Below are 21,875 nucleotides of genomic sequence, written 5' to 3'. Positions count from 1 at the left end.
AGGAGATCGTTATGCTCAAGAAGAGCATAGGTGTAGCTACGCTATTGGTGGCGAGTCATGCCTATTCGGATAATATTAAAGTGACCATCACTGACGATATTGTCAAAAATGACACGGAATGTTCACTTCGCGAAGCTATCGACTATATTAATCAAGGTATGCCTGAGGCGGGTTATTATGGTTGCGGGGGCAAAGATGCGATTTCCACCGTCATGCTTGAGAAAAATAAAACCTATTTGCTAAATACCCATCTTGCGATCAAAAAAGATTTAACACTCAGAACAAGTTATGACAGTTCTGTGGGGGAAGAAACTGTTCAGGGTTTAAGTAATGCCATCTTAAAAATGAATGGTTCTGACAACTTATTAAGGGTTGATAATGCTGAGAATGCTTTAATTCGTGTGTTAGTAAAAGAGGTTACTCTACAGGGCTGTGCGAAAGACTGCGGTGTGAATCAAGGTGGTTTAATTTATAACAATGAATATTTAGGTCTTGAATACGTCAAATTAACAGGTGGTTTTGCAGGGCAAGGGGGTGCGATTTACAATGTCGCAACCTTGCTCAAAGATGGTACTAGTCGTAGTCTAGTTGAAATTCGCTCTACTCTGGTTGAGCAAAACCAAGCGGCACAAGGTGCTATTTTGTATGGGGACGCGCCTTCTTTTCGGATTTATAATTCAGTTTTCAAAGAAAATAAAACAACAGATGCAAGCAGTGCCAATATTTACTCTGTCAATAATGCAGCTGTTAAAGAAGATACAACCTTATCCAGTTTAGCATCACGTCTGGTCAGTAGTACCTTTGTGAAAAATACAGGTTATGTCGTCAATGTTCGAGATGGCATGGCTTTGAATAACTTAACGGTGGTGGGAAACAGTAAAGGGATTTATTTCAATCCATCTACAAACTTGGCTTATCTGGCCAATAGTATCGTTTTAGGGAATGCTGAAAATACCATCACACAAAACTGTGCTGGGGATTTAAGTAAAGCAGTTCTTCAGAACAACTTAGTCACGCAAAGTGACTGTGGCAGTGGTGCGAGCTATTATCCGAATGAGTTTTGGTCTGGCGCTTTGATTGCAGGCAGTGATGTGGTGGGTGAGTGTAAAACCATGTCTGCAGATGCTGACAGTTTATTGTGTCCTTATATTGTTCCCAACCAAAAATTTTTAGGCTATATCCGTCCACGCATTTTAATGAGTCAGACGCATTGGTTAGATTCTCCAATTGTGAACAAGGGTAAAGTGGTTGTAAACACAACGGATTCTTTAATTGGCTGTGAAAATTCAGATCAACGTGGTGTGAATCGAAATACGAATAATACCTTTTGTGACCGTGGTGCAATTGAGATTGAGGTCCCAACGACCATTAGCTTAATTGGTGAAGATCTGATAGCGGGGCAAGTAGCTAAACTTTCTGTTGCAGATCTGCTTGGAGATAGTGATCTACTGTCCAAAACCGAATGTGCAAGCTTGTTCAAATCGGCTAAAGCGCCAAATGGTGAAGAGTGGCAACCCGGTTGTATGCGGGTGCAGCAGACTCAAACGGTATCGAAAGGTAAAGTGGTGATTGATGAACTAGGAAATATTACTTACACGCCAAATGGAGCATGGCATGGTGCTGATATTTTCAGGTTACAGCTGGTCACAACCACGACACGTTTTGATGAACATATTCCGTTCGTCGAAGTGAATGTACAAATTGTACAAGAACCGCAAAATCATATGGAAAGTGACAAAATTAAAACTTCTGGGGGCAGCACGGGTATTCTGAGCTTACTGGGGTTATTTGCTTTAATTTTGCTGCGTCGAAAATAAAAAGAAAAGGGCGAACATGAAACACTTTAAAAAAGGACTATTGGGTGTCATGGTGGTAGCTGCTATGACATTAATGGCTGCAGAAGATAGAACAATTCATGTCAACACATTTGATGATGAAGATAATGTGAACATGAATCAATGTTCACTCCGTGAGGCAATCAAAACAGCCAGTTTAAATAAGGCTTATGGCGGCTGTAGTGCTGGGAATACGGGTTCAGGTCAAACCGATTATATTCAGTTAGCAGCCGGGACGTATAAGCTGAGTAAGGAAATTGTTCCCGAGTCTAAAGTGGTGGTTTTTGGGAAAAGCCCTTATTTAGATCGTGAAAAAAATCCCATCACTTTTAAGTATCCAGCGCTAGGTGAGCTGACTTCACGGATTGATGCGGGTGGAAAGTCACGTTTATTTAATACCATTACCAAGACCAGTTTGACGCTAGAGAATGTCATTCTAGAAAATGGTTATTCGGCAGATGAAGGCGGTGCTTTACTGGTCGGTGGAGCATTAACCTTAAATAATGTACAAATTCTAAACTCAAAGTCGGATAAAAAAGGTGGAGCACTCTATCTCGTTGGTTCTGGTGAGCATCAGGTGACTGTAAATAATAGTGTATTACAAGGTAACCAAGCGACTGTAGGTAGTGTGCTTGCAATGCAATGTTATGCAGGGCTGTTGGATGTAAAAACGAATATAGAGTTTAGAGCGAATAGTATTATTTCAAATGGTCAGATATCGAATCTAAATACATTCGATTTTTGTGGTAACCCAAAAGTTGCTATGGCGAATAATACGATCGCAAAAAATACTGTGAATACTCTAAACGGGAGCATCTTGTATGCCGTTAATACCCGAGAGCATAATCTGAGTCTTGAAAGTAGTTTCTTATTTTCAAATAACACCATTGTAGAAAACAGTGCCGCGAGCGTTTTGGATTATGATGATTTCGGTACGAAGTCGTTGTATTACAATGTACTTGCATATAATGGAAATACATCATGCCGCTATGTCGGTTCTCAGACACTATCCGACAAATATGATGCCGGTGTGACGGCAGGTTACAATGCGTTTGATACTGCAACCAGTCAGTGTGAACTGGCAGCAAGTGCACGAATACTCGATGGTACGACAGATACCAATATTGATGTGAAAAATGTGGCTATAGGAAGTCTACTCAGTTCCTTAACTTCGCCATCAAAATATAATTTATTCCGCCCAATGTATTTTCCGAAAGTGAATAGTGGAGGAGTTGATTTACTAGATACCAACAGTAAATTGAGCTGCAATGATAGTGACCAGCGTGGTCTAGACCGTATTGTCGACGGAACATTGATGTTAGCACCTGCGGAAGCTAACAGCTGTGATATTGGATCGGTTGAGTTGCGTCGTTTAGCAGCAGCGGATATTGCTGATTTGAAAAATACCTCGCAGGCAGAACGTCTTCAGGCGTATGAGAATAATATTAAGGAATTGGAAGAATTAATCGCCGATAAAAACACCAATCCAGACTTTTTGATCGAGTTTAATGAAGAGTTAAAGCGTTATAAAGAGCTTTTAGCGGCAACCAAACTACATCAAAAATACCGAGCGATTTATGTCGATCCCTTTCAGTTTGTCTTGCAAGATGAGGCTGTGGTCAACACTGCTGATGGAACGTCGGCTTTAAAAGAAATGAACACTGAGAATTATACCATTACTGAAACTCAGGTATTAGGTGTAGGTGTTCTCAGCGCCAAAGATGGTGTGTTGGATACCTCAAAACTCAGAGCGGATCCAACTTTACGCTGTGAGTGGAAGGATGATTTAAAACAAATCATGATTTATCGCACCGATGGTAAGCCTACAACAAGCACGGAATATGTGTATTGCCAATATAGTGTAAAGAGTAAGGCTACGCAGGCAAGTTCTTCGGGGATTCTAAAAGCGGAGTTTAGCAATATACAACCTATTGCCAAAACGGATGAATACACCCTGAATTATGGTGGCACTTTAAAACTCAATGTAAATCCACTTGCAAATGATAGTGATGATGGTGATGGACCGATTAGTACAGTCGCGGCAGAACATCAGCGTCCAGCATTTCACCGTGATGCGAATGGAAAGGATCTTGCTATTCGTATTGTACGTCAGGATGCAGGCATTAATATTAAGCCAGAACGTACAGGTTCTTGTCCGGGAGAATATGAAAAATATGTATGTTATGGCGGCAATATTGAAGTCGAAGTCCGCAATAATTTCAGTCCATTCCCTTATGAAATTGAATATGTGATCTATGATGCAGAGGCTGAAGAGTCTAAATCTGCGATGATGTATTTTACGAACACCGCTAAAAATACCAATACGGAAGCGAGTGGCGGTGGTGGTGGCTCAATCAGTGGCCTTGGGGTGCTTGGATTGTTGTCATTAGCGTGGTTTAGACAACGACGAAAAATATAAATGTAGCCATAAAAAATGCCTCACATGAGGCATTTTTTATGGCTGTTTCTAAAGTATTTACATTCAACTAGGCATCTTAATGTGTAGCAGTGTTGCTATGGATGTACTTGTTGATATATTCATTTCGAATATTCACACGTTCATCTGCATCTGCTTTTTGCATGCGTACACGTAAATCACGTCGTTCTTGGGTGCTCATCTGTTGCCAAGTGTCACGCATTTTTTGCTTTTCTTGTTCAGGTAACTGAGTAAACCAGTCCATACGTTGTTGCAGGGCTGCACTTTGCGCATCGGGCAGTTCTTTAAGGGATTGGTAACGTTGAATCAACGCTCGTTGTTCTTCTTCAGACAACGACTCCCATGTTTCAGACACTTGGGTATCTGCATCTTTAGAAAAAATCCAAAAACGATCAAAACCTGCAAAACTGGTTTGTAAAAAACCTAGCGTGCAAAGTGCGAAAGCGACACGTTTAGCTGCCATGTGGAACAGTGTCCTCACCTAAAACCAATAACATTTCTAAATCTTCAACCATTTGAGGTGAAAGTTTAGGAGTCGAAACCACTTGGTTATGTGGCTTTTCATCAAGGGTTATAGAGTTCGGAAGTACGACAAAGCCAGCAATAGCCGCAGCTAAAGCAAAACCAGACATTTTCCAAAGGCCATAACGTGAGGACTTTTGATCTTGAATGTCATCAAGAACATGTTGCATCACCACGGGTTTGTTCTTGTGGTGTTGCGCGAGCCCATCAAGTTTGGAGGTTACTTGCTTTAAGAAATCATCTTTCATTCGGATGATCCTCCTAGATGTGGATTCAAATGTGCGAGAGCATTGCGTAAGCCTTGAATCGCACGGTGGTAATGAGTTTTAACGCTGCCTTCAGAGCAATTCATGATTTGCGCAGTGGTTGCAGTATCAAAACCTTCCCATGCACGTAACATAAATGCTTGCTGCTGACGAACCGGAAGACCAGCAATGGCTTCTTGAATTTCATCCGCAGTGACAGCTTGACTTAAGAAGTCTGAAGGATTCAGCGCTCTTTCATCGACCACCTCATTGACTTCAAAATCGTCATCATCAAGACTGACTTTTTTGAAGAAAGAAAACGGTTGTGCTCGACGTGCTTCTTTACGACGCCAATCCTGTAATTTATTGGTTAAAATGGTATAGAACAGGGGATACCATTCTTCCGTAGATCGATCTGAATAAGATTTGTGTAATGAAATAAAAGCTTCTTGCACCAAATCCATGGCGATACCCTGCTGGTTTTGGGTGGCAGTTTCCATCATTACTAACGCACGACCAGTCACTTCTTGCATGAAGTTTTTTAGGCGAGACTCGGCGGTACTCTTTAGAGTACTAGAATCCTGCGTTTTAGACTGTTTGGGTGCTAAATCCATAGAGATGGAAAATCCTGTCATCGGATACCCACCATTATTTCCTCGATCATGTGCCTATAACGTTGGAAATAATGGTTTGGTTGACAACACAAGTAATTATTTTTTCTAGTGTAATCTATTTTTTCTACTGAGCCGACTTTAGTTAATATAACTTAACGATTTTAAAGTCGTTGACGCACCATTTCAAAAAAGCAGATTGAACCCGCAATAGCGACATTGAGAGATTCTTGGCCACCAGGCTGTGGGATGCTTAGTGCTTGAGCATGTGCCAAAGCAAAGTCAGAAACTCCTTGGCCTTCATTGCCTAAGATCCAGACACAAGCTTGTGTTAAATCTTTTTGATATAAACTTTCGGCCTGATGTGAGCTGGTCACATACACTGGAATTTCAAAGCGTTCGAGTACATCTTCGATGGCAACGTTTTCATAGGTGTTGAGTGAGAAGTGTGCACCCATGCCTGCGCGTAATACACGTGGTGACCAGAGTGCAGCAGAACCTTTGGTACAAATAACTTGCTTAATACCCGCTGCTGCAGCAGAGCGGAGCAGTGTACCTACATTGCCTGGATCTTGAATGTTTTCCAAAATCAAGGTATCGAAGCTAAAGTCTACACTTTGGCATGAACTTGGTAAGTCTACAACTGCCAGGAAGGGCAAAGTGGTCCCTAATGTGCTTAAGTCACGATATAGGCTTTCAGCAATGACAAAAACAGCACCCTCATATTCATCTAAAATATCGCAAATATCAGGGTGTTCGAGTGCATTTTCAGTGGTGAAAATAGAATTGAGTTTCTTCTTTTTTTCAACCCAAGCTAAGCCTAAGTGTGTCCCTTCAAGCACAGTTTGACCTTGCTTTTTACGGTAGCTACTTTGCTCTATTAAACCGCGCAGATGTTTAATCTTTGGGTTGTCTTTTGATTCAAGAAAAACGATTGACATGGGAGAGACTCATGCGCATAACGCTTCAGATGGCTATGCGCATTTAAAAAAAATTAGTTGTGGTAGCCGGTCACTAAATCGACTTCGTTTTTAGAACCAATAATCACTGGGACACGTTGGTGTAGGTCAGTTGGTTCGATGTCTAAAATACGAACGCGACCCGTTGTTGATGCACCGCCAGCTTGTTCAATTAGCATACTCATAGGGTTTGCTTCATACATTAAACGCAGGCGACCTGCTTTTTTCGGATCTTTGAGGTCGTATGGATACATGAAAATCCCGCTACGGCAAAGAATACGGTGAATGTCGCCCACCATACAAGCCACCCAACGCATATTGAAGTCTTTCTCACGTGGACCTGTTTTACCTGCAAGAAGTTCTTCAATATAACGTTTTACTGGGTTTTCCCAGTGGCGTTGGTTTGATGAGTTAATGGCATATTCTTTGGTATCTGCTGCCACTTGAATATTTTCAGAGGTGAGCAAGAATTGTTGAGTTTCTGGGTCAAAGGTAAAGAACACCGTACCTGCGCCGACTGTTAGTGCCAACATGGTTGATGGGCCATAAAGTACATAACCCGCAGCAACTTGTTGGTTGCCTGCTTGCATAAAGTCTTCAGCTTGTGTCACTGCATTTTTTGCAGGCAAGATTGAGAAAATAGTCCCCACACACATATTGATGTCGATGTTGCTTGAACCATCAAGTGGGTCAAATAAAACTAAATATTTGCCATTTTCTTGAGCTGGCGTGAATTCATCCAATTCTTCAGACGCTAAACCACCAACTTGTGGGTGGATTTTTAGAGCATCAATCAAATAATCATTTGAAATTACATCCAGTTTTTTCTGTTCTTCACCTTGCACGTTTTCATGCTGCGCGCTACCTAAGACACCAGCTAAAGCACCTTTTTGTAAAGCTTGATCGATGGTTTGGCAAGTAGCAGCAATGGTGCTAATCACTTGTGCCAATTCAGGCGTAAGATTTCCCGTTTGTTGTTCTAAAAATTGGGACAGATTGAGATATGACATAAGGGGGAGGACTCCACTAAAACTTGAATACGTAACAAAATCAACATTGCGCTATATTTTAGTCGAGAACGAGACAAAAGAACAATTAAACTCGACTATTTGCTTCGATTTTACCCTTGCAAGTCTTGTGGAAAGTGCTATGTTGATGGAAGGAATATCAGGTAAAAATAGGAGCACAACAATGACAACGCAAAAATTTGATGCGACTCCAACGCCGAGCGAAGGGATTAACTTAGATGATATTTCAGACGATAGCGTGAAAAAAGCGTGGCAAGATTACGAAGCAAAGGCTGAGTATAAAAAGTTCAATAAACATGACATGATTGAATCTATGCAACATGCTGAAGAATCTGATGAAAATCCCAAGCCTGAACAAGTTTAAGTCATAAAAAAAGCGCTCATCGAAAGGAGCGCTTTTTTTATTTCAGTTGTAATACCAGCATTATTTTAAAAGTGGTGGCACTGCTTCGTAGTTAATTTCTACGCGACGGTTTTCTTTCCATGCATTTTCGTCATGGCCTGCATTGATTGGCATTTCTTTACCGTAACTAACTGCTTCAAGCTGGTTCGGACTCACACCTGTGGTGATTAAGAAACTTTCAACCGCTTTGGCACGACGTTCACCCAATGCCATATTGTATTCACGTGTACCGCGCTCATCGGTATGACCTGTTAACGCCACACGCGAATTTGCATTTGCCATTAAGAACTGCGCATGAGCTTGTAGCGTTTGGTAATCATCATTGCTGAGGTCGCTACTGTCATAGTCAAAATGCACAACGCGTTTTGCTAAAAATGCTTTGTTGGCTTCAGTTACGCCTTTTGCCGATGCACCTGCAAGATTTTGTGCATTTAAAGCAGCATCTTCACTTAGACCTTGAGTATTGACTGTGGTTGAACCATTTGGGTTTTGACCCGCTTCAATTGTCGCAGCGGGTTTGCGGCTCGCACATCCTGTAACTACAAGAGCAGTCGCTAAGATTGGAAGGGCTAAAAGTTTGATCGATTTCATTCTTCATCTCCATGAAAATTGATGATTATTAAATGACTAGTCATTAAAAAAGTTATTTGGGTGCCCAAGCGGGTTCACGGACTTCACCTTGTTCACTTGGTAAATTCATACGGAAACGGCCATCCAGTGACATGATCGACAACAAACCACGTGAACCTTCACGCGTTGCATAGACCACCATCTGCCCATTTGGCGAGAAACTTGGTGATTCATCCAAACTGGTTGGCGTTAAAATATTGGTGACACTTGAGTTTAAATCTTGAATAGCGACTTTATAGTTACTACCACTTGGACGGTGAACCAGTGCCAGCTTTTTGCCATCGGCACTGAGCGTACCACGTGCATTGAATGCGCCACGGAAGGTCAGGCGGTTATAATTACTATTTGCCAAGTCATAACGGTAAATTTGTGCAGAACCACCACGGTCAGAAGTAAAGATAAATGACTTACCATCTGGTGCATAACGCGCTTCAGTATCAATGGCACTGTCGTTGGTCATACGTTGCAGCTGACGGGTTTCCAAGTTCATTTGATAGATTTCCGGGTTGCCATGCATAGAAGCGGTGAACAGCATACTTTTCCCGTCTGGAGAGAAGCTTGGTGCGCCATTTAGACCCCGGAAGCTAGCAAGCTTTTCACGCGCACCTGTGGAAAGGTCTTGGACATAAATTGCAGGGCGTTTGGTTTCAAACGACACATAAGCGATTTTCTTGGCATCTGGAGTCCAAGCAGGCGATAGAATGGGGTCGCGTGACGTTAAAATTGTACGTGGTTGCTCACCATCAGTATCCGCGATTTGTAGTGTATAGCGTTGCTCTGGTGTAGCAGGATTGCGTAGTACATAAGCAATACGACCGCTAAAGTCTCCTGGAATACCAGTTAATGCTTGATAAATAGCATCACTAATCATGTGTGCAGCAGAACGAACGCGTGATGCTGGAACAGTTAATAATTCATTTAAAAGATATTGTTGTTTTTGGACATCATAAAGTTGGTAATGAACTTCGTAACTGCCATTTTCAGTGGTTTTTACTGTTCCTGTAACGACATATGGAACACCTGCAGCCTGCCAGTTGGCTGCGTTCGGATTATTCATGCTGGCGGTTGCAGGTAAATTTTTTGAAGCGCTGGTAAATTTCCCTGAGCGGTTTAAATCTGTTTCAATAATAGGATAGAGGCTACTGTCATTGCTAAAAGGTACGATTGCAATTTTAGGCGCTTCTTCAGGTGCTTTTGCAATTTCTAAATGAAGCTGAGCATGCACTTGAGTCACTAAGACTGGGCTGAAAGCAGTTAAAATGGCTAGGCTAAGAAGGTGTTTACGCGTCATTTCCATCATTCGTTATTTACTCAAACAAACGGCTTTTATTGTGGGTTTAATTGTTCTACATAATGGCATGATTTTCTAATATTAAAAGCATGAAATTATGACTGATCTGTTATAACACTGTGAAAAATGAGTAAGAATTAAGTCGTTTAAGCGTAAATGCAAAAACACATAGGTAGATATGTGTGATAAGGGAGAGTGGCGGTTTGCTTATATGGAGTGAAATATCGACTGAAATTAAAGACTTCACATCGATTACTATTGAACATGGATACAGATTAAACGTATTTAAAATAAGTTATTTGAGTATATAAAAGTACTGAGATTTAGGCTAAAAATCCCCCTGACTGTTCAGAGGGATTTGGATTATTTTGCAGTAAAGGATGAGGTAAAGCTTTGTGCTTGCCGGCGCGCTTCTGGATCTGAAGGCATTGGATAGGGTGCAGCAGAACGAACAGCTGCTTCGACGCTGGCTTTCATGTCCGGGTCACTGGAGCTCACGATCACAGAACGTACAGCGCCACTATCCGAAAGCGTGACACGTGCAGTCGCGGTTTTACCCGTTGAACCTGCTGGGGTATCCCAAGCACGCTTAATTTTATTTTCAAAGTCGCGCTTTGCCGTTGAAGCAATTTGCTTTGCTTCAGCTTTCTTTTGTGCGGCTTCTTCGGCAGCTTGTTTTGCAGATGAAGCACGTGCTTCTTCAGCCGCACGCTCTTTGGCATCGGCATCGGCTTTACGTTTGGCATCAGCGGCAGCTTTGGCTCTTTCGGCATCAGCTTTGGCTTTTGCGTCAGCATTTGCCTTAGCTTTATCCGCATCAGCCTTACGTTTCGCATCAGCGTCAGCTTTGGCCTTCGCTGCATCTGCTTTAGCTTTAGCATCGGCATTTGCCTTGGCTTTATCGGCGTCTGCTTTGGCTTTTGCATCAGCGGTGGCTTTTGCTTTGTCCGCATCGGCTTTACGTTTTGCATCAGCGGCAGCCTTGGCTTTATCGGCATCGGTTTTGGCTTTTGCATCAGCCGCAACTTTAGCTTTATTGGCGTCAGTAATTTGTTGCTGCTTTTTAGCGAGATCTGCTTTCTTTTGTGCCTCTAGCTTCGCTTTTTGTACTGCCTCTGCTTTTTTCAATGCTTCTAAGTTTGCTCGGCGTTTGGCATCTGCTTCGGCTTTCGCCGCTGCATCTGCTTTGGCTTTCTCAGCATTTTTAGCTTGCTCCGCTGCACGGGCAGCAGCACGTTCTTGCTGAGCTTGTAGTTTTTCAGCTTCAGCCTTTGCACGTGCCTGAATCTGCTGCTGTAGTTCAGCTTTACGCGCTGCCGCTTCAGCAGCTTTAGCATCCGCTGCTGCCTTTTGAGCGTCGACCTTTGGCACAACGGGTGTTATAGGTGGTGCAGTTGGGATAACAGGTGCAGGCTCTACAACTGGTGGAGCAGTTTGTGTGATTTCTTTGGCTACATTTTCATGTGCTGTTTCCGTAAACTCTGTTTCTTCAAGCGTAACAGGCTTTAAGTCCTCAGGTTTGATGAGCACAGTTCTAATTTGCTTCGGTGGCTCTGGTGGTTTACTCATACCAAGATAAAGTAAGCCAACAACAGCAATCACATGGACACCAAAGGTAAATCCAAGCGCGATGGCTTTTTGTTTAAAAGGTGGCTTTTTAAAATCTTTCATAAATTACTTTAATGGCTCTGTGAGTAATCCAACTTGGCTGAGGCCCGCTTCTTGTAGGCTGTTCATGAGCGACATGACTTCGCCATAAGAGCGTGACTGTTCACCTTCCACAACAACGGTTAAAGTTTTATTTTCAGCCTGAGCTTGTTGCTGTGCTTCACTTAAAATAGACGTCAATTCAGATAAAGCCAAAGGTTCAGCTGAACTGTGTGTTTTATATTTAAGGAAATAGCGACCTTCTTTATCTAAGCTGACCATTGCAGGTGCATCTTTTGATTCAATGGGGTTGCCATTGGCCTGAGGAAGATCGACATTGATGCCGCTAGTAATCATGGGTGCGGTGACCATAAAAATCACTAATAATACGAGCATGACGTCAATATATGGGACGACGTTCATCTCACTTTTTAGTGGTTTTTTAATGCGCTCGAAGCGTCCTGAACGTTGAATTGCCATTAGTCATGTTCCTTAGTTTCACCCAAAGACTGACGTTGTAATAACGCAACCATTTCTTCTGCAAATAAAGCACGATCGGAGTAAACCGTTTCGCCTTTTCCTGTGTAATGGTTAAATGCCAATACTGCAGGAATCGCTGCAAATAAACCAATCGCTGTAGCAATGAGGGCTTCAGCAATACCGGGTGCAACCGTTGCAAGGGTGACTTGATCTACGTCTGCTAAACCGATGAATGCATTCATGATGCCCCAAACGGTACCAAATAAGCCAACATACGGGGCAACAGAACCAATGCTGGCCAAAGCACCTAAGCCTTGTTCAAGTTGGCTTTGGTCACGACTTAGACCGACGCGTAAAATACGTTCTGTGCCTTCAATGGTTTGAGCTGTAGCAGCATTGCGTTTTTTTAGTTTTAAAAACTCGCCTAAACCTTGATAAAAAATATCCTCAAGGCCGACACGTTTGGAGTTAAGTTGCGCATTGTTATACAGCGTATTCAGTTCAGCACCTGACCAAAAAATTTTTTGGAAATGGTCATCGTCTGCCTGTGCTTTTTTATAACTCATGTGTAACTTGGCAATCAGATACCAGCTAAACAGCGAGGCCAAAAGTAAAGCCAGCATTACCAGTTGTACGACTGGGCTTGCTTGTAATATTAGATCTGAAACTTGAAGAGATGATTCGAGTTGAGTTGCCATAGTTACTACATGTGCCAATAATTTTTTTAGTCTTGTCCTAATTCTTTTAGAATCAGTTCGCGGATTTCATCGGGAAGTCGACGTGGTTTCATTTCTGAACTGATACATGCCAATTCGACCTCACCAGATGCAAGCATGATTTCACCACGATAAATATTTTGTTGCAACACAAATGACGTAGCCTTACACGAAACAACACTTGCTGTAACAGTAATTAAATCATCCATTAAAATTGGACGTGAATATTTCACATTAATTTTGTGTACAACGAAGTTATAGTCTTTTTGATGCCAGTAATGATCTACACCAGAAGCACGTAACCACTCAGTACGGGTACGCTCCATAAAGCGAATATGATTGGCGTGGTAAACAATGCCACCTGCATCAGTATCTTCAATATAGACACGAATGTTGAATTCAAATTTATTCGCCATGAGAGTATTCCGTTTTTCCAGTTGTACGAGTCGATTTAGATTGACTTGGCGCTTTTATATTTAAGGACAGGGTCTTAAAATTGATGCACGTCAAAGTACTAATGCGTCGCAGTTTAGCATTATGAGATTTCACTCCAATGGCACAAGATGTCAAATATTGTGATTCATGACTGTTGGGGGAGTTGAACGCTGTATGGCTATAAAAATATAAGGATAAGGGAATGAATGGTTATTTTAAACTGCTGCTTATTTTGGCTGTGGCATTTGCGCTGTGGACATATTGGCTTAAGCCTGAGCAAGGAAGCAGAAGTTTAGAGTTATATTCACCGATTGAAAATGTACAGCAAGTTGAAGGCTACACAATTACTTCCTTAGAACCATATGCGGGAGAGTTTCGTGTGTTGGCGCGTGAAAACTATAGGATGGGTCGTGAAGCAGAGCTAAGTCCTGTGGATTTTGCTTTGGGTTGGAACGAGATGGCGAAGCCTGAAGTCTACAAGCAACTATCTATTACACAAAGTAATCGTTGGTATTATCGGCGTTATGAGAACAATCCACCCATTCCAGTAAATGATATTGCCTCGAGTAGTGCCAATACGCATTTGATCCCAGCCAATAAAGTTGTTGCACAAAAACTTGCAGATATTGATGTAGACGACATGGTTTATTTAAAAGGGCAACTGGTTGAAGTTAAATCGGCTGATGGTTGGACGTGGCGCAGTTCACTGAGTCGGACAGACACAGGGAATGGGGCGTGTGAGTTAATGCTGGTCGAAGAGGTGAGAGAAATTTCCTCTTTATAAATTGTCGAGAGGGGATGTATAGCCAAGGCTTGTGATGGATTCTCGTTTAAAAAAAAGATAATGTTATTTAAATATTTTATAAATGCATACCCAGTATTGTATTAAGAAGCTGACTAATAGAGCGACTAGGTATAACTTTATTAAAACGTGAATAATAACTTAAAATGGCATTAAATTTGCTTTTAGCGTTATGTAATTAAATTAGGGAAATTTACATATGTCAACGCGTTTAGCATTATCTATAGCTGTCACATCTGGTCTTTTAGCACTTTCATCTTTCACTTTTGCTGATGACTTTCAGGTTTTAAAACAACTAGAAAATAAGCCAATGTTATTAAAAAAAGGTGAATATCAAGGGAATTATTATGTTCCAAGTACATTAAAAACAATTACATGGGGCTATTTACCAAATAAGAATGCTAAACCAGTATTAACAGTTCCATCGGAAAGTACAGTGACCTTTGATACTGTTTCACATGAAGGATTGCTTGAAGATCAGGGGAGAGATGCTGAAAAGTATTTTTCATCGCATGGGGTTGAATCTGAAAATGTTCTAGATGAAGCAAAATTAATTACGCGCTCCAATTTAAAGCATGATTTTCATAAAGATGGTCCACACATCATCACAGGTCCAATTGCAATTGATGGTGCAATGCCTGGGGATATTTTAAAAGTTGAAATCTTAAAAGTTGAACCACGAGTTCCTTATGGTGTGATTTCAAATATAGTCCGCACGCCAAAAAACCAATACAATACCGATATGAGTTATCCAATACATTTTAGAAAGAAAATATTAGCCAAGCTTGAAGAAGGTCAATCTATCCGAGCGGTTGCTCAGCACTTCGAAATTAATAAAAATACAATTGTCGAATGGAAAAAGCGAATCGAAATAAAAAGAACTCGACCAAGAAAACCATCTAAAGTTGATGATGATGCCTTACGTGCAGATGTTGAGCAATATCCCGATGATTATCAATATGAACGCGCTGCTCGTTTTGGTTGTGCTACTTCTACAATTGGAGATGCGCTCAAGCGTCTAAATATTACAGTTAAAAAAAGACCTTACGGCACCCGAAAGCAAAAACAGAACTCAGAGAGCAGTATTTAAAAGATTTAAACCGATTAAGGTATCAACACCCGATCATCTATCTTGATGAAAGTGGATTTAAATCTCATGAACATAGACCTCATGGTTATTCAAAACAGGGAACTCCTTGTTATGGAACATATAATTGGCAATTAAAAAATCAAACCAATGCAATAGGAGCAATCCATGAGGGTAAGTTATTTGCAGTGGGTTTATTTGATAGCAAAGTAAATTCGGATGTATTTTATTTTTGGGTAGATCAGTTTTTATTACCAGAACTACCCTCGAATAGTGTAATTGTCATGGACAATGCAGCCTTCCATAAACGACCAGATATACAAGATCTATTAAGCCAACATGGGCATCAAATACTTTGGTTACCACCTTATAGTCCTGACCTTAATCCTATTGAAAAAATGTGGGCATGGGTGAAAGCAAAAAGGAAAAAATGGTTGGTTAACTCAATAGATAAGCTTTTTAGTCGTTTCTTTAACGAGTGTATGGGTAATTAAGCGGTTTGACTATAGACATGGAAAGGGTACATTACCTGAGTTTCCAAAGCGTAAAAAGATGGATGGAGCTTCAGCAAATAATCCAGATGCATATGGTAATGTTTCTATCTTTACGCCAATTGAAAAAAATAAAAATGGAGTTTGGGAAGGTGTTTTAAAAACTGATACAGGCCCATCAATCCGCTTTCCTTTAAACCCATTTATGGGAACTATGGGGGTGGCTGCAAATACAAGCGAACCTGTGCATTCAGTACCCCCATCATTTTATGGAGGAAATATTGATATTAATGAGTTAAGTGCTGGGGCAACGGTGTACTATCCTGTACAAGTGCCAGGTGCACTGTTCTATACAGGTGATAGTCATTTTGTTCAAGGAGATGGTGAAGTTTCCTTGACTGCTCTTGAGGGATCAGCACGGGCAACGTTTAAAATTACATTGTTAAAAGCGGGCAAGGATAAAGTACCTGGTAAAACCATTAGACAACCTCTAGCAGAGAATGCGGAGTTTTGGATTACGCCTGGTTTAGACGAAGATTTGGACGAAGCAATGCGTAAATCAACACGTGAAGCGATTCGCTTTTTGGTTGATGAATATGGTATTTCAGAAGAAATTGCATATGCTTATTTAAGTGCCGCTACAGACTTTGAGGTATCCCAAGTGGTTGATCGTACCAAAGGTATTCATGCCATGATCCGTAAAGCAGACTTTAATGAGTTTAAAGAAACAAAGAATAGATAGTGAACCAAAAAGAAGGCGGCATTAAGCCTCCTTCTTTTGCATTAAACAGGTATTTTAGGGTTTATCCTTCGGTTCAGGCGGTGTCATACCAAACTGCAAATACGCCATATTGGTGGCAATACGGCCACGGGCTGTCCGCATGACATAACCTTGTTGAATCAAATATGGTTCAATCACATCTTCTAAAGTACCTGAGTCTTCAGCCATTGCAGCTGCCAAAGCTTCTACACCACCAGGGCCGCCATCAAAACGTTCAAGTAACATACTCAAATAACGACGGTCTAAAGTGTCTAAACCATCTTTATCGACATTGAGCATATCGAGTGCACGCTGAGCCATATCTTGTGTCACTTCACCAGTACCTTTGACTTGCGCATAGTCACGGACACGACGCAGTAAACGGTTTGCAATACGTGGTGTACCACGTGAACGACGTGCAATTTCTGCTGAACCTTCACGTGTAATAGGTACATCCATCAAATTGGCAGAACGAGTCACAATATGTGTCAAGTCAGTGACTGAATAGAATTCAAGGCGTTGCACAATACCAAAACGGTCACGTAAAGGAGAGGTGAGGAGTCCAGCACGTGTGGTTGCGGCAACTAAAGTAAAAGGGGGTAAGTCGAGCTTAATTGAACGCGCCGCAGGACCTTCGCCAATCATAATGTCGAGTTGGTAGTCTTCCATGGCTGGGTAAAGAATTTCTTCAATCACGGGGGAAAGACGGTGAATTTCGTCGATGAACAGCACATCACCTTCTTCAAGGTTGGTCAGCATGGCTGCCAAATCCCCAGCCCGTTCTAGTACGGGGCCTGAAGTCGACTTGAGGTTTCCACCCATTTCACGGGCAATAATATTGGCAAGTGTGGTTTTACCTAGTCCCGGTGGACCAAAAATTAAGGTGTGATCGAGGGCTTCACCTCGACCACGTGCTGCGCCAATAAAGATTTCCATTTGCTCACGAACTACGGGCTGACCGATGTAGTCATCGAGTGAGGTCGGGCGGATAGCGCGGTCGATATGATCTTCGGGTTTTTCGGAACCACCGATGAGACGGTCTTGCATATAGTTAAATCAATCTCTGGCTGAACTTTCGAGGCACAGCCTCAAATTATGATTTGTGTTTAGGTACCATTGTGTAGGCATTGCCTTACTTTTGAAAGATCAAAAGTAACAAAAATCTTATGTTGGATTGAGGATATGTCCTTATATCCCAATCCAACATGGCGACATCCATGTCGCCTTCATGTATCCAATTTAGGTGTATTGGTGTGTCTATTTTGGATTATTTATTCATCGATTTGAGTGCAGCACGGATGATGTCGCTCGCTTCAGTAAAATCACCTTTTGCAGCATTGACCAATTTCTGTGCTTCTAAAGGTTTGTAACCTAAAGATTGTAAGGCCGCTTCAGCTTCTGCCACGGCAGAGTTGCCTGTGAACTGAATTTGTTCAACGGTTGAGTTGCTTGGCACAGTGCCTGAAGACATCGCTTTAAAGCGATCACGTAACTCAATCATCAAACGTTCAGCAGTTTTTTTACCCACGCCCGGTACTTTAACCAGTGTATTTATATCTTCATGTTCGACAGTATGAATCAGCATATCGACGCTGAGCGTGGATAAGATACCTAAAGCCATTTTAGGGCCGACACCGTTGACCTTTAATAGGGTGCGAAAAATGATTTTTTCTTGTTGATGTAGAAAACCATAGAGCAGTTGAGCATCTTCACGCACGGCAAGGTGCGTCCATAAGGTAATGTTCTGGCCTTTTTGTAGTTGGCAGAAGGTCGTCAGTGGTGTATCAATTTCATAACCGACACCATTTACATTTAAAAGTACGGTGGGTGCTTCTAGTGCGAAGACTTCACCAATAAGACATCCGATCATGTTGTGTGATTCACTTTTTTATCTATGGTTGCATAGTAGTGAGCATTGCGCAGAAAGGCAAAAGACTCATGGAAAATTGAGTTCGGATTGATGGCTTTATCATCAAACTGGATGTTGATGACTTATTTAAATCAATCCTGCCTTATTGCCTTGTAACTCTTGAGACAAGTTGTACGCTTGGTGGTCCGAAAATTTAGAAATAATATCTAAGACCTGCATGATATTTTCATAGTGGTTGCTACCAAAGTGCGCACCAGAACGACATAAAATAGCCATTAAGCGTTGTTCTTTAAAGCTCAATGTTTTATGCGGTGTAGTGAGCGGAATAAAGGCATCTAAAATGTTTTGTAAGCTTTGATGGGCAATAATTTCCAAACCCGCTTTTTGTGGGTGTTCAAATATTTTATCGCGAGCTAAATCCTTTGCACGGTTAATGCCTAACTCAATATCAGCAGCGCAGTATTGCAGTAAGCTGCCAGCCAGTTGTCCGTTTAAAATTTCAAAATGATGCTTAGCAAATGCCGATGTGACTTCTTCAACCAGACGTTTCATCACTCGTCCACGTAGGGCTGCAATTTTTTGCTGCCAAGTTGTATCTGGCATCGACAGTTCAGTTGGTGCGCTATATTCACCTAGTAAGCTTAAAAAAGTCGGTTCGACTTCTTCATAAGACAACATATTTAAAATAATGCCATCTTCAAGATCAATCAGGGCGTAGCAAATATCATCTGCTGCTTCAAGTAAATAAGTCAGCGGATGACGGCAATAATGATATTCACCCAGTTGAATCAGTCCAAGTTGCTCTGCAATTTGTTGAAGGATTTCTTTTTCTGCCTGATAGCAACCAAATTTGGCACGTTTACTGGCAGGAGTATTACCTTGTGACTCGATGGTTTTAGACAACCATGGATATTTTAAGTAAGCCCCAAGTGTTGCATAAGTCAGACGCATGCCACCATCATTAGGGTGATAGTCAATTTTAGTCAGTAAGCGTAGACCTTGGGCATTACCTTCAAATTGACGTACATCGGCTTGTTCTTCTGCGGAAAGTTTCTCTAAAAAGTTTCCATGTGACGCATCGTCAAACCATTCACGAATAGCATATTCACCCGCATGACCAAACGGTGGGTTCCCAATATCATGTGCTAAACAAGCCGCTTGAATAATGGCTCCAACATCGGCAGGGGAAATCCACATTGGTAGTTCATCTTTGATTTTTTCCGCTGCGAGCATGCCAAGAGAGCGTCCAATGCAGGAGACTTCGAGCGAATGAGTTAAACGGGTGTGAATGCCATCGTGTTGAGTCAGTGGATGGACTTGGGTTTTTCGGTTCAGTTGGCGAAAACTTTGGGAAAAAATAATTCGATCATAATCTTTGTGAAATGGGCTACGTGCCAATTCGGTATTTTGTTTTTTACTTCCAATACGAACTGTTGAGAGCAGTTCCAACCAACGCATTTGCATCATTTATCGTTATTCAGTGAGTTATTGGCTTCATCATGCCAAAAAAGTGTGACGAGCTCTAGAGGGCTGCGACATAAGTTGTCTTTTAATTTATGACTTTTGGTTTTCCCTATACTTTTCACCATTATTCTGAAAAAAATGGATGATGAAATCATATAAATTCATTTCAATCATCTGCCATTTATTTCGTGCTGAAAGGGGGGAAACAATCATGATTGTTCTAAATTCCACTCTGTTTTGATCAAGTATGACTAATTAGACCTAACTATATTGATTTTTTAAATAAACTAACTACGGGCGGTATGCCAAAACTCCTGTGTAAGTGTAATACGATTATTTCTTTAGGGGAAATACCTTGCCTACACGAATAATCTTATATTTCAGATCAAAACTATGATCAATATTCAGCACAAATTGATGCGGAAGAATTAGGGTCTGTTGACATTTACTGTTCATAATTAACCCTATAAAGGTAGCCATAAAAATATACAGGCTAAAGCAACAGAACTTTGATAATTTCTTTTGAGCTTGTCATATCGAGTAGCTATTCCTCTAAATTGCTTTAATCTACAAAACATATTTTCAACTAAATGCCTGATTTTATATAAACACCAGTCCATATGGTCATTGTTCGATTGGCTATTTGTTTTTTTTGGTATATTCGCTTTAGTCCTTGTTTTCCTGATCTGTTCACGCAGTGGTTCTGAATCATAGCCTTTATCTGCACATACCACTTTTGTCTCTTTTAAATCTAATGTTGATATTAAATCAGGTGCAACTTTAACATCATGTGTGGTTCCATCGGTAATCATGAAATCAATAGGATTGCCATGTGCATCAACAATCAAATGTATTTTTGAGGAGTTTCCTCCTACACTTTTAGAAATAGATTGATTCGCTATACCGGCAGAATGTTGATGAGCACGTACATGAGAGCCATCAATAAAAATCCACTCCATATCGGGGCATGAGGCTAGTAATTTGAATAATCTAAGTAACTTACCGCTGCTTGACCAACGATTAAAACGTTTGAAAATAGAGTTTGAATGACCAAAACAACAAGGAATATCTCGCCACGGACAGCCTGTTCTAATTCTATAGAGAATAGCTTCAATAAAATTGCGTAAATTTGAGTTGTGGTGAATGGATAAATTACGCAGAATAACTTTCAACTTTTGCCAGTGTTGATCTGTCAGCATGGTACGAGGCATAGCGAATAGTAAAATTGGGTTTGGCGATTTGATTTTACTACTTCGCTATTTTTTTAAGCTAAAAGTGTCAACACACCCTATATAAAGATTTGAAATCAGTTATTTTATATCTTGAGTGTAAACGACTATTGATTTTCCACAATGGATGGGATCCAGAACCTATTTATTATGAGCCTGAGAAAAATATGAATAAAAGCTTATTATTAGCTATCAGTATCTTATTATCCGCTTGCAGCCAACCTAATCAAAATAAACAGATGACTGCATCTGAAAAAGTTGAATCAAAAGTTTCTCAAGTTAAACCAAACTTATCGGTTGAAAATAAAGTGATCCAAGATTTACCTATCGCTACTTTTGCCTTTCAACAAGAGGGCGATCAGTTCATTGCTAAAAATTGTATTTGGACAGATGCTCCACGCGCAGAGGGGAAAAATTATTGGGCGATTTTGCTCAGTAATGAAATAAATGGTAAATCTAAATTTACCAAAGAAGAGCTTCAATCCGAAAAAGTTAAAATTGGAAAACCAATTAAAAACTGTAATGGTGGCTCAGAGGATGAAAATCAAAAATATTCCTATGAAATTGATAGAGAAGGTGATTTAGTTAATTTTGTATCATTGAAAAATGATCGAATAGTACAAAATTCTGATCACACCTTTAGCATTGACCTGAATAAAAACGGTACACCTGAGCAAATCTATGTTTGTTATAACATGGAAAGTTTAGATGCATTTTTTATCGAACCAGCTTTTGATCATCCTTATTTAAAGCGAGTGAATGTGCAACTTCCTTATGCAATAGATGGTGAAATTGATGAAGAGCTTCAATGTGGGAATATGTTTTATAAAAAGAACGGCATCATTGCTAAAGAAGATCCGAAAACAGGCGAGTACATATATTCAGTCAAGTAAATCAATTGTTACTAATCATGTTTAGCAGCGAAAGTCAAAG

The 21,875-nt window shown here is 40.9% G+C and carries 21 protein-coding genes and 3 pseudogenes; 9 read left to right on the top strand and 15 right to left on the bottom strand.

Features of this window, described 5'->3' with window-relative positions; genetic code table 11:
* Positions 1–11 precede the first annotated feature (11 nt).
* Both rbtA and ACFN7Z_RS10870 read left to right on the top strand, forming a co-directional pair.
* Entirely contained in the window at positions 12–1,817 is a 1,806-nt protein-coding gene (rbtA, locus tag ACFN7Z_RS10875) for a rhombotarget A (protein WP_010326402.1), read from the top strand.
* Between the two features lie 16 nt (positions 1,818–1,833).
* Positions 1,834–4,254: a CSLREA domain-containing protein gene (locus tag ACFN7Z_RS10870; RefSeq protein ID WP_010326403.1), complete on the top strand. Its 2,421-nt coding sequence runs from the start codon at positions 1,834–1,836 to the stop codon at positions 4,252–4,254.
* Positions 4,255–4,330: 76 nt separating this feature from the next.
* On the opposite strand, the gene ACFN7Z_RS10865 is transcribed toward ACFN7Z_RS10870, so the two are convergent.
* The 5 genes from ACFN7Z_RS10865 to ACFN7Z_RS10845 form a co-directional block, all read right to left on the bottom strand.
* Positions 4,331–4,735 carry a DUF3106 domain-containing protein gene (locus tag ACFN7Z_RS10865; protein WP_010326404.1) on the bottom strand — a complete coding sequence of 135 codons (405 nt, stop codon included), beginning with the start codon at positions 4,733–4,735 and terminating at the stop codon, positions 4,331–4,333.
* Positions 4,725–5,042, bottom strand: coding sequence for a hypothetical protein (locus tag ACFN7Z_RS10860; RefSeq protein ID WP_010326405.1), 318 nt, complete (start codon positions 5,040–5,042; stop codon positions 4,725–4,727). Before ACFN7Z_RS10860 ends, ACFN7Z_RS10865 begins: the two co-directional genes overlap by 11 nt.
* A complete protein-coding gene (locus tag ACFN7Z_RS10855) occupies positions 5,039–5,653 on the bottom strand; it encodes an RNA polymerase sigma factor (RefSeq protein WP_010326406.1) in 615 nt (204 codons plus the stop codon). Before ACFN7Z_RS10855 ends, ACFN7Z_RS10860 begins: the two co-directional genes overlap by 4 nt.
* 161 nt (positions 5,654–5,814) lie before the next feature.
* Positions 5,815–6,591: an RNA methyltransferase gene (locus tag ACFN7Z_RS10850; protein WP_159151782.1), complete on the bottom strand. Its 777-nt coding sequence runs from the start codon at positions 6,589–6,591 to the stop codon at positions 5,815–5,817.
* 53 nt (positions 6,592–6,644) lie between these two features.
* Complete coding sequence (locus tag ACFN7Z_RS10845; protein ID WP_058952079.1) at positions 6,645–7,619, bottom strand: class 1 fructose-bisphosphatase; 975 nt, start codon at positions 7,617–7,619, stop codon at positions 6,645–6,647.
* 181 nt (positions 7,620–7,800) lie between these two features.
* Between ACFN7Z_RS10845 and ACFN7Z_RS10840 the strand changes: the two genes are divergently transcribed.
* Entirely contained in the window at positions 7,801–8,001 is a 201-nt protein-coding gene (locus tag ACFN7Z_RS10840; protein ID WP_004980614.1) for an NF038105 family protein, read from the top strand.
* Between the two features lie 60 nt (positions 8,002–8,061).
* Here the strand turns inward: ACFN7Z_RS10840 and pal are convergent, their stop codons facing one another.
* The 6 genes from pal to ybgC all read right to left on the bottom strand — a co-directional run bounded on the left by pal (position 8,062) and on the right by ybgC (position 13,220).
* Positions 8,062–8,631: a peptidoglycan-associated lipoprotein Pal gene (gene pal, locus ACFN7Z_RS10835; protein ID WP_004693879.1), complete on the bottom strand. Its 570-nt coding sequence runs from the start codon at positions 8,629–8,631 to the stop codon at positions 8,062–8,064.
* A 52-nt stretch (positions 8,632–8,683) separates the two neighbouring features.
* Complete coding sequence (tolB, locus tag ACFN7Z_RS10830) at positions 8,684–9,967, bottom strand: Tol-Pal system beta propeller repeat protein TolB (protein ID WP_010326409.1); 1,284 nt, start codon at positions 9,965–9,967, stop codon at positions 8,684–8,686.
* Positions 9,968–10,324: 357 nt separating this feature from the next.
* On the bottom strand, positions 10,325–11,632 hold the full coding sequence (gene tolA, locus ACFN7Z_RS10825) for a cell envelope integrity protein TolA (RefSeq protein WP_010326410.1): 1,308 nt from the start codon (positions 11,630–11,632) through the stop codon (positions 10,325–10,327).
* Positions 11,633–11,635: 3 nt separating this feature from the next.
* Complete coding sequence (gene tolR / locus ACFN7Z_RS10820; RefSeq protein WP_004693872.1) at positions 11,636–12,088, bottom strand: protein TolR; 453 nt, start codon at positions 12,086–12,088, stop codon at positions 11,636–11,638.
* Entirely contained in the window at positions 12,088–12,786 is a 699-nt protein-coding gene (tolQ, locus tag ACFN7Z_RS10815) for a protein TolQ (RefSeq protein ID WP_004980607.1), read from the bottom strand. The genes tolR and tolQ overlap by 1 nt, the downstream gene beginning before the upstream one ends.
* A gap of 26 nt (positions 12,787–12,812) precedes the next feature.
* The gene (ybgC, locus tag ACFN7Z_RS10810; protein WP_004693869.1) at positions 12,813–13,220 is read right to left on the bottom strand and encodes a tol-pal system-associated acyl-CoA thioesterase; all 408 of its coding nucleotides are present in this window, start codon (positions 13,218–13,220) and stop codon (positions 12,813–12,815) included.
* A gap of 221 nt (positions 13,221–13,441) precedes the next feature.
* On the opposite strand from ybgC, the gene ACFN7Z_RS10805 reads away from it, so the two are divergent.
* The 5 genes and pseudogenes from ACFN7Z_RS10805 to ACFN7Z_RS10785 all read left to right on the top strand — a co-directional run.
* Positions 13,442–14,023 (top strand): hypothetical protein, encoded by a 582-nt coding sequence (locus ACFN7Z_RS10805; protein ID WP_010326411.1) that lies wholly within the window; start codon positions 13,442–13,444, stop codon positions 14,021–14,023.
* A 217-nt stretch (positions 14,024–14,240) separates the two neighbouring features.
* Positions 14,241–14,747: pseudogene (locus ACFN7Z_RS10800) on the top strand (acetamidase); the annotation flags it as partial.
* Positions 14,748–14,783: 36 nt separating this feature from the next.
* Positions 14,784–15,131, top strand: a complete 348-nt coding sequence (locus tag ACFN7Z_RS10795) for an IS630 transposase-related protein (protein ID WP_039890557.1) — start codon at positions 14,784–14,786, stop codon at positions 15,129–15,131.
* A gap of 17 nt (positions 15,132–15,148) precedes the next feature.
* A pseudogene (locus tag ACFN7Z_RS10790) lies at positions 15,149–15,622 on the top strand (IS630 family transposase); the annotation flags it as partial.
* A 13-nt stretch (positions 15,623–15,635) separates the two neighbouring features.
* Positions 15,636–16,361, top strand: a pseudogene (locus tag ACFN7Z_RS10785) (acetamidase/formamidase family protein); the annotation flags it as partial.
* A gap of 54 nt (positions 16,362–16,415) precedes the next feature.
* Here ACFN7Z_RS10785 and ruvB read toward each other — a convergent pair.
* The 4 genes from ruvB to ACFN7Z_RS10765 all read right to left on the bottom strand — a co-directional run bounded on the left by ruvB (position 16,416) and on the right by ACFN7Z_RS10765 (position 20,924).
* Positions 16,416–17,426 carry a Holliday junction branch migration DNA helicase RuvB gene (gene ruvB, locus ACFN7Z_RS10780; protein WP_005399718.1) on the bottom strand — a complete coding sequence of 337 codons (1,011 nt, stop codon included), beginning with the start codon at positions 17,424–17,426 and terminating at the stop codon, positions 16,416–16,418.
* Positions 17,427–17,646: 220 nt separating this feature from the next.
* Positions 17,647–18,249, bottom strand: coding sequence for a Holliday junction branch migration protein RuvA (gene ruvA / locus ACFN7Z_RS10775; RefSeq protein ID WP_010326413.1), 603 nt, complete (start codon positions 18,247–18,249; stop codon positions 17,647–17,649).
* A 126-nt stretch (positions 18,250–18,375) separates the two neighbouring features.
* On the bottom strand, positions 18,376–19,716 hold the full coding sequence (locus ACFN7Z_RS10770; protein ID WP_029574990.1) for a deoxyguanosinetriphosphate triphosphohydrolase: 1,341 nt from the start codon (positions 19,714–19,716) through the stop codon (positions 18,376–18,378).
* Between the two features lie 461 nt (positions 19,717–20,177).
* Positions 20,178–20,924 (bottom strand): IS5-like element ISAba31 family transposase, encoded by a 747-nt coding sequence (locus ACFN7Z_RS10765; protein ID WP_029574991.1) that lies wholly within the window; start codon positions 20,922–20,924, stop codon positions 20,178–20,180.
* 185 nt (positions 20,925–21,109) lie between these two features.
* Between ACFN7Z_RS10765 and ACFN7Z_RS10760 the strand changes: the two genes are divergently transcribed.
* The gene (locus ACFN7Z_RS10760; RefSeq protein WP_010326416.1) at positions 21,110–21,835 is read left to right on the top strand and encodes a hypothetical protein; all 726 of its coding nucleotides are present in this window, start codon (positions 21,110–21,112) and stop codon (positions 21,833–21,835) included.
* Positions 21,836–21,875: the final 40 nt, after the last annotated feature.

Source organism: Acinetobacter sp. P1332 (assembly GCF_044057475.1).
Lineage (GTDB): Bacteria > Pseudomonadota > Gammaproteobacteria > Pseudomonadales > Moraxellaceae > Acinetobacter > Acinetobacter johnsonii.
This window is presented reverse-complemented; position numbering and strand designations above follow the sequence as displayed.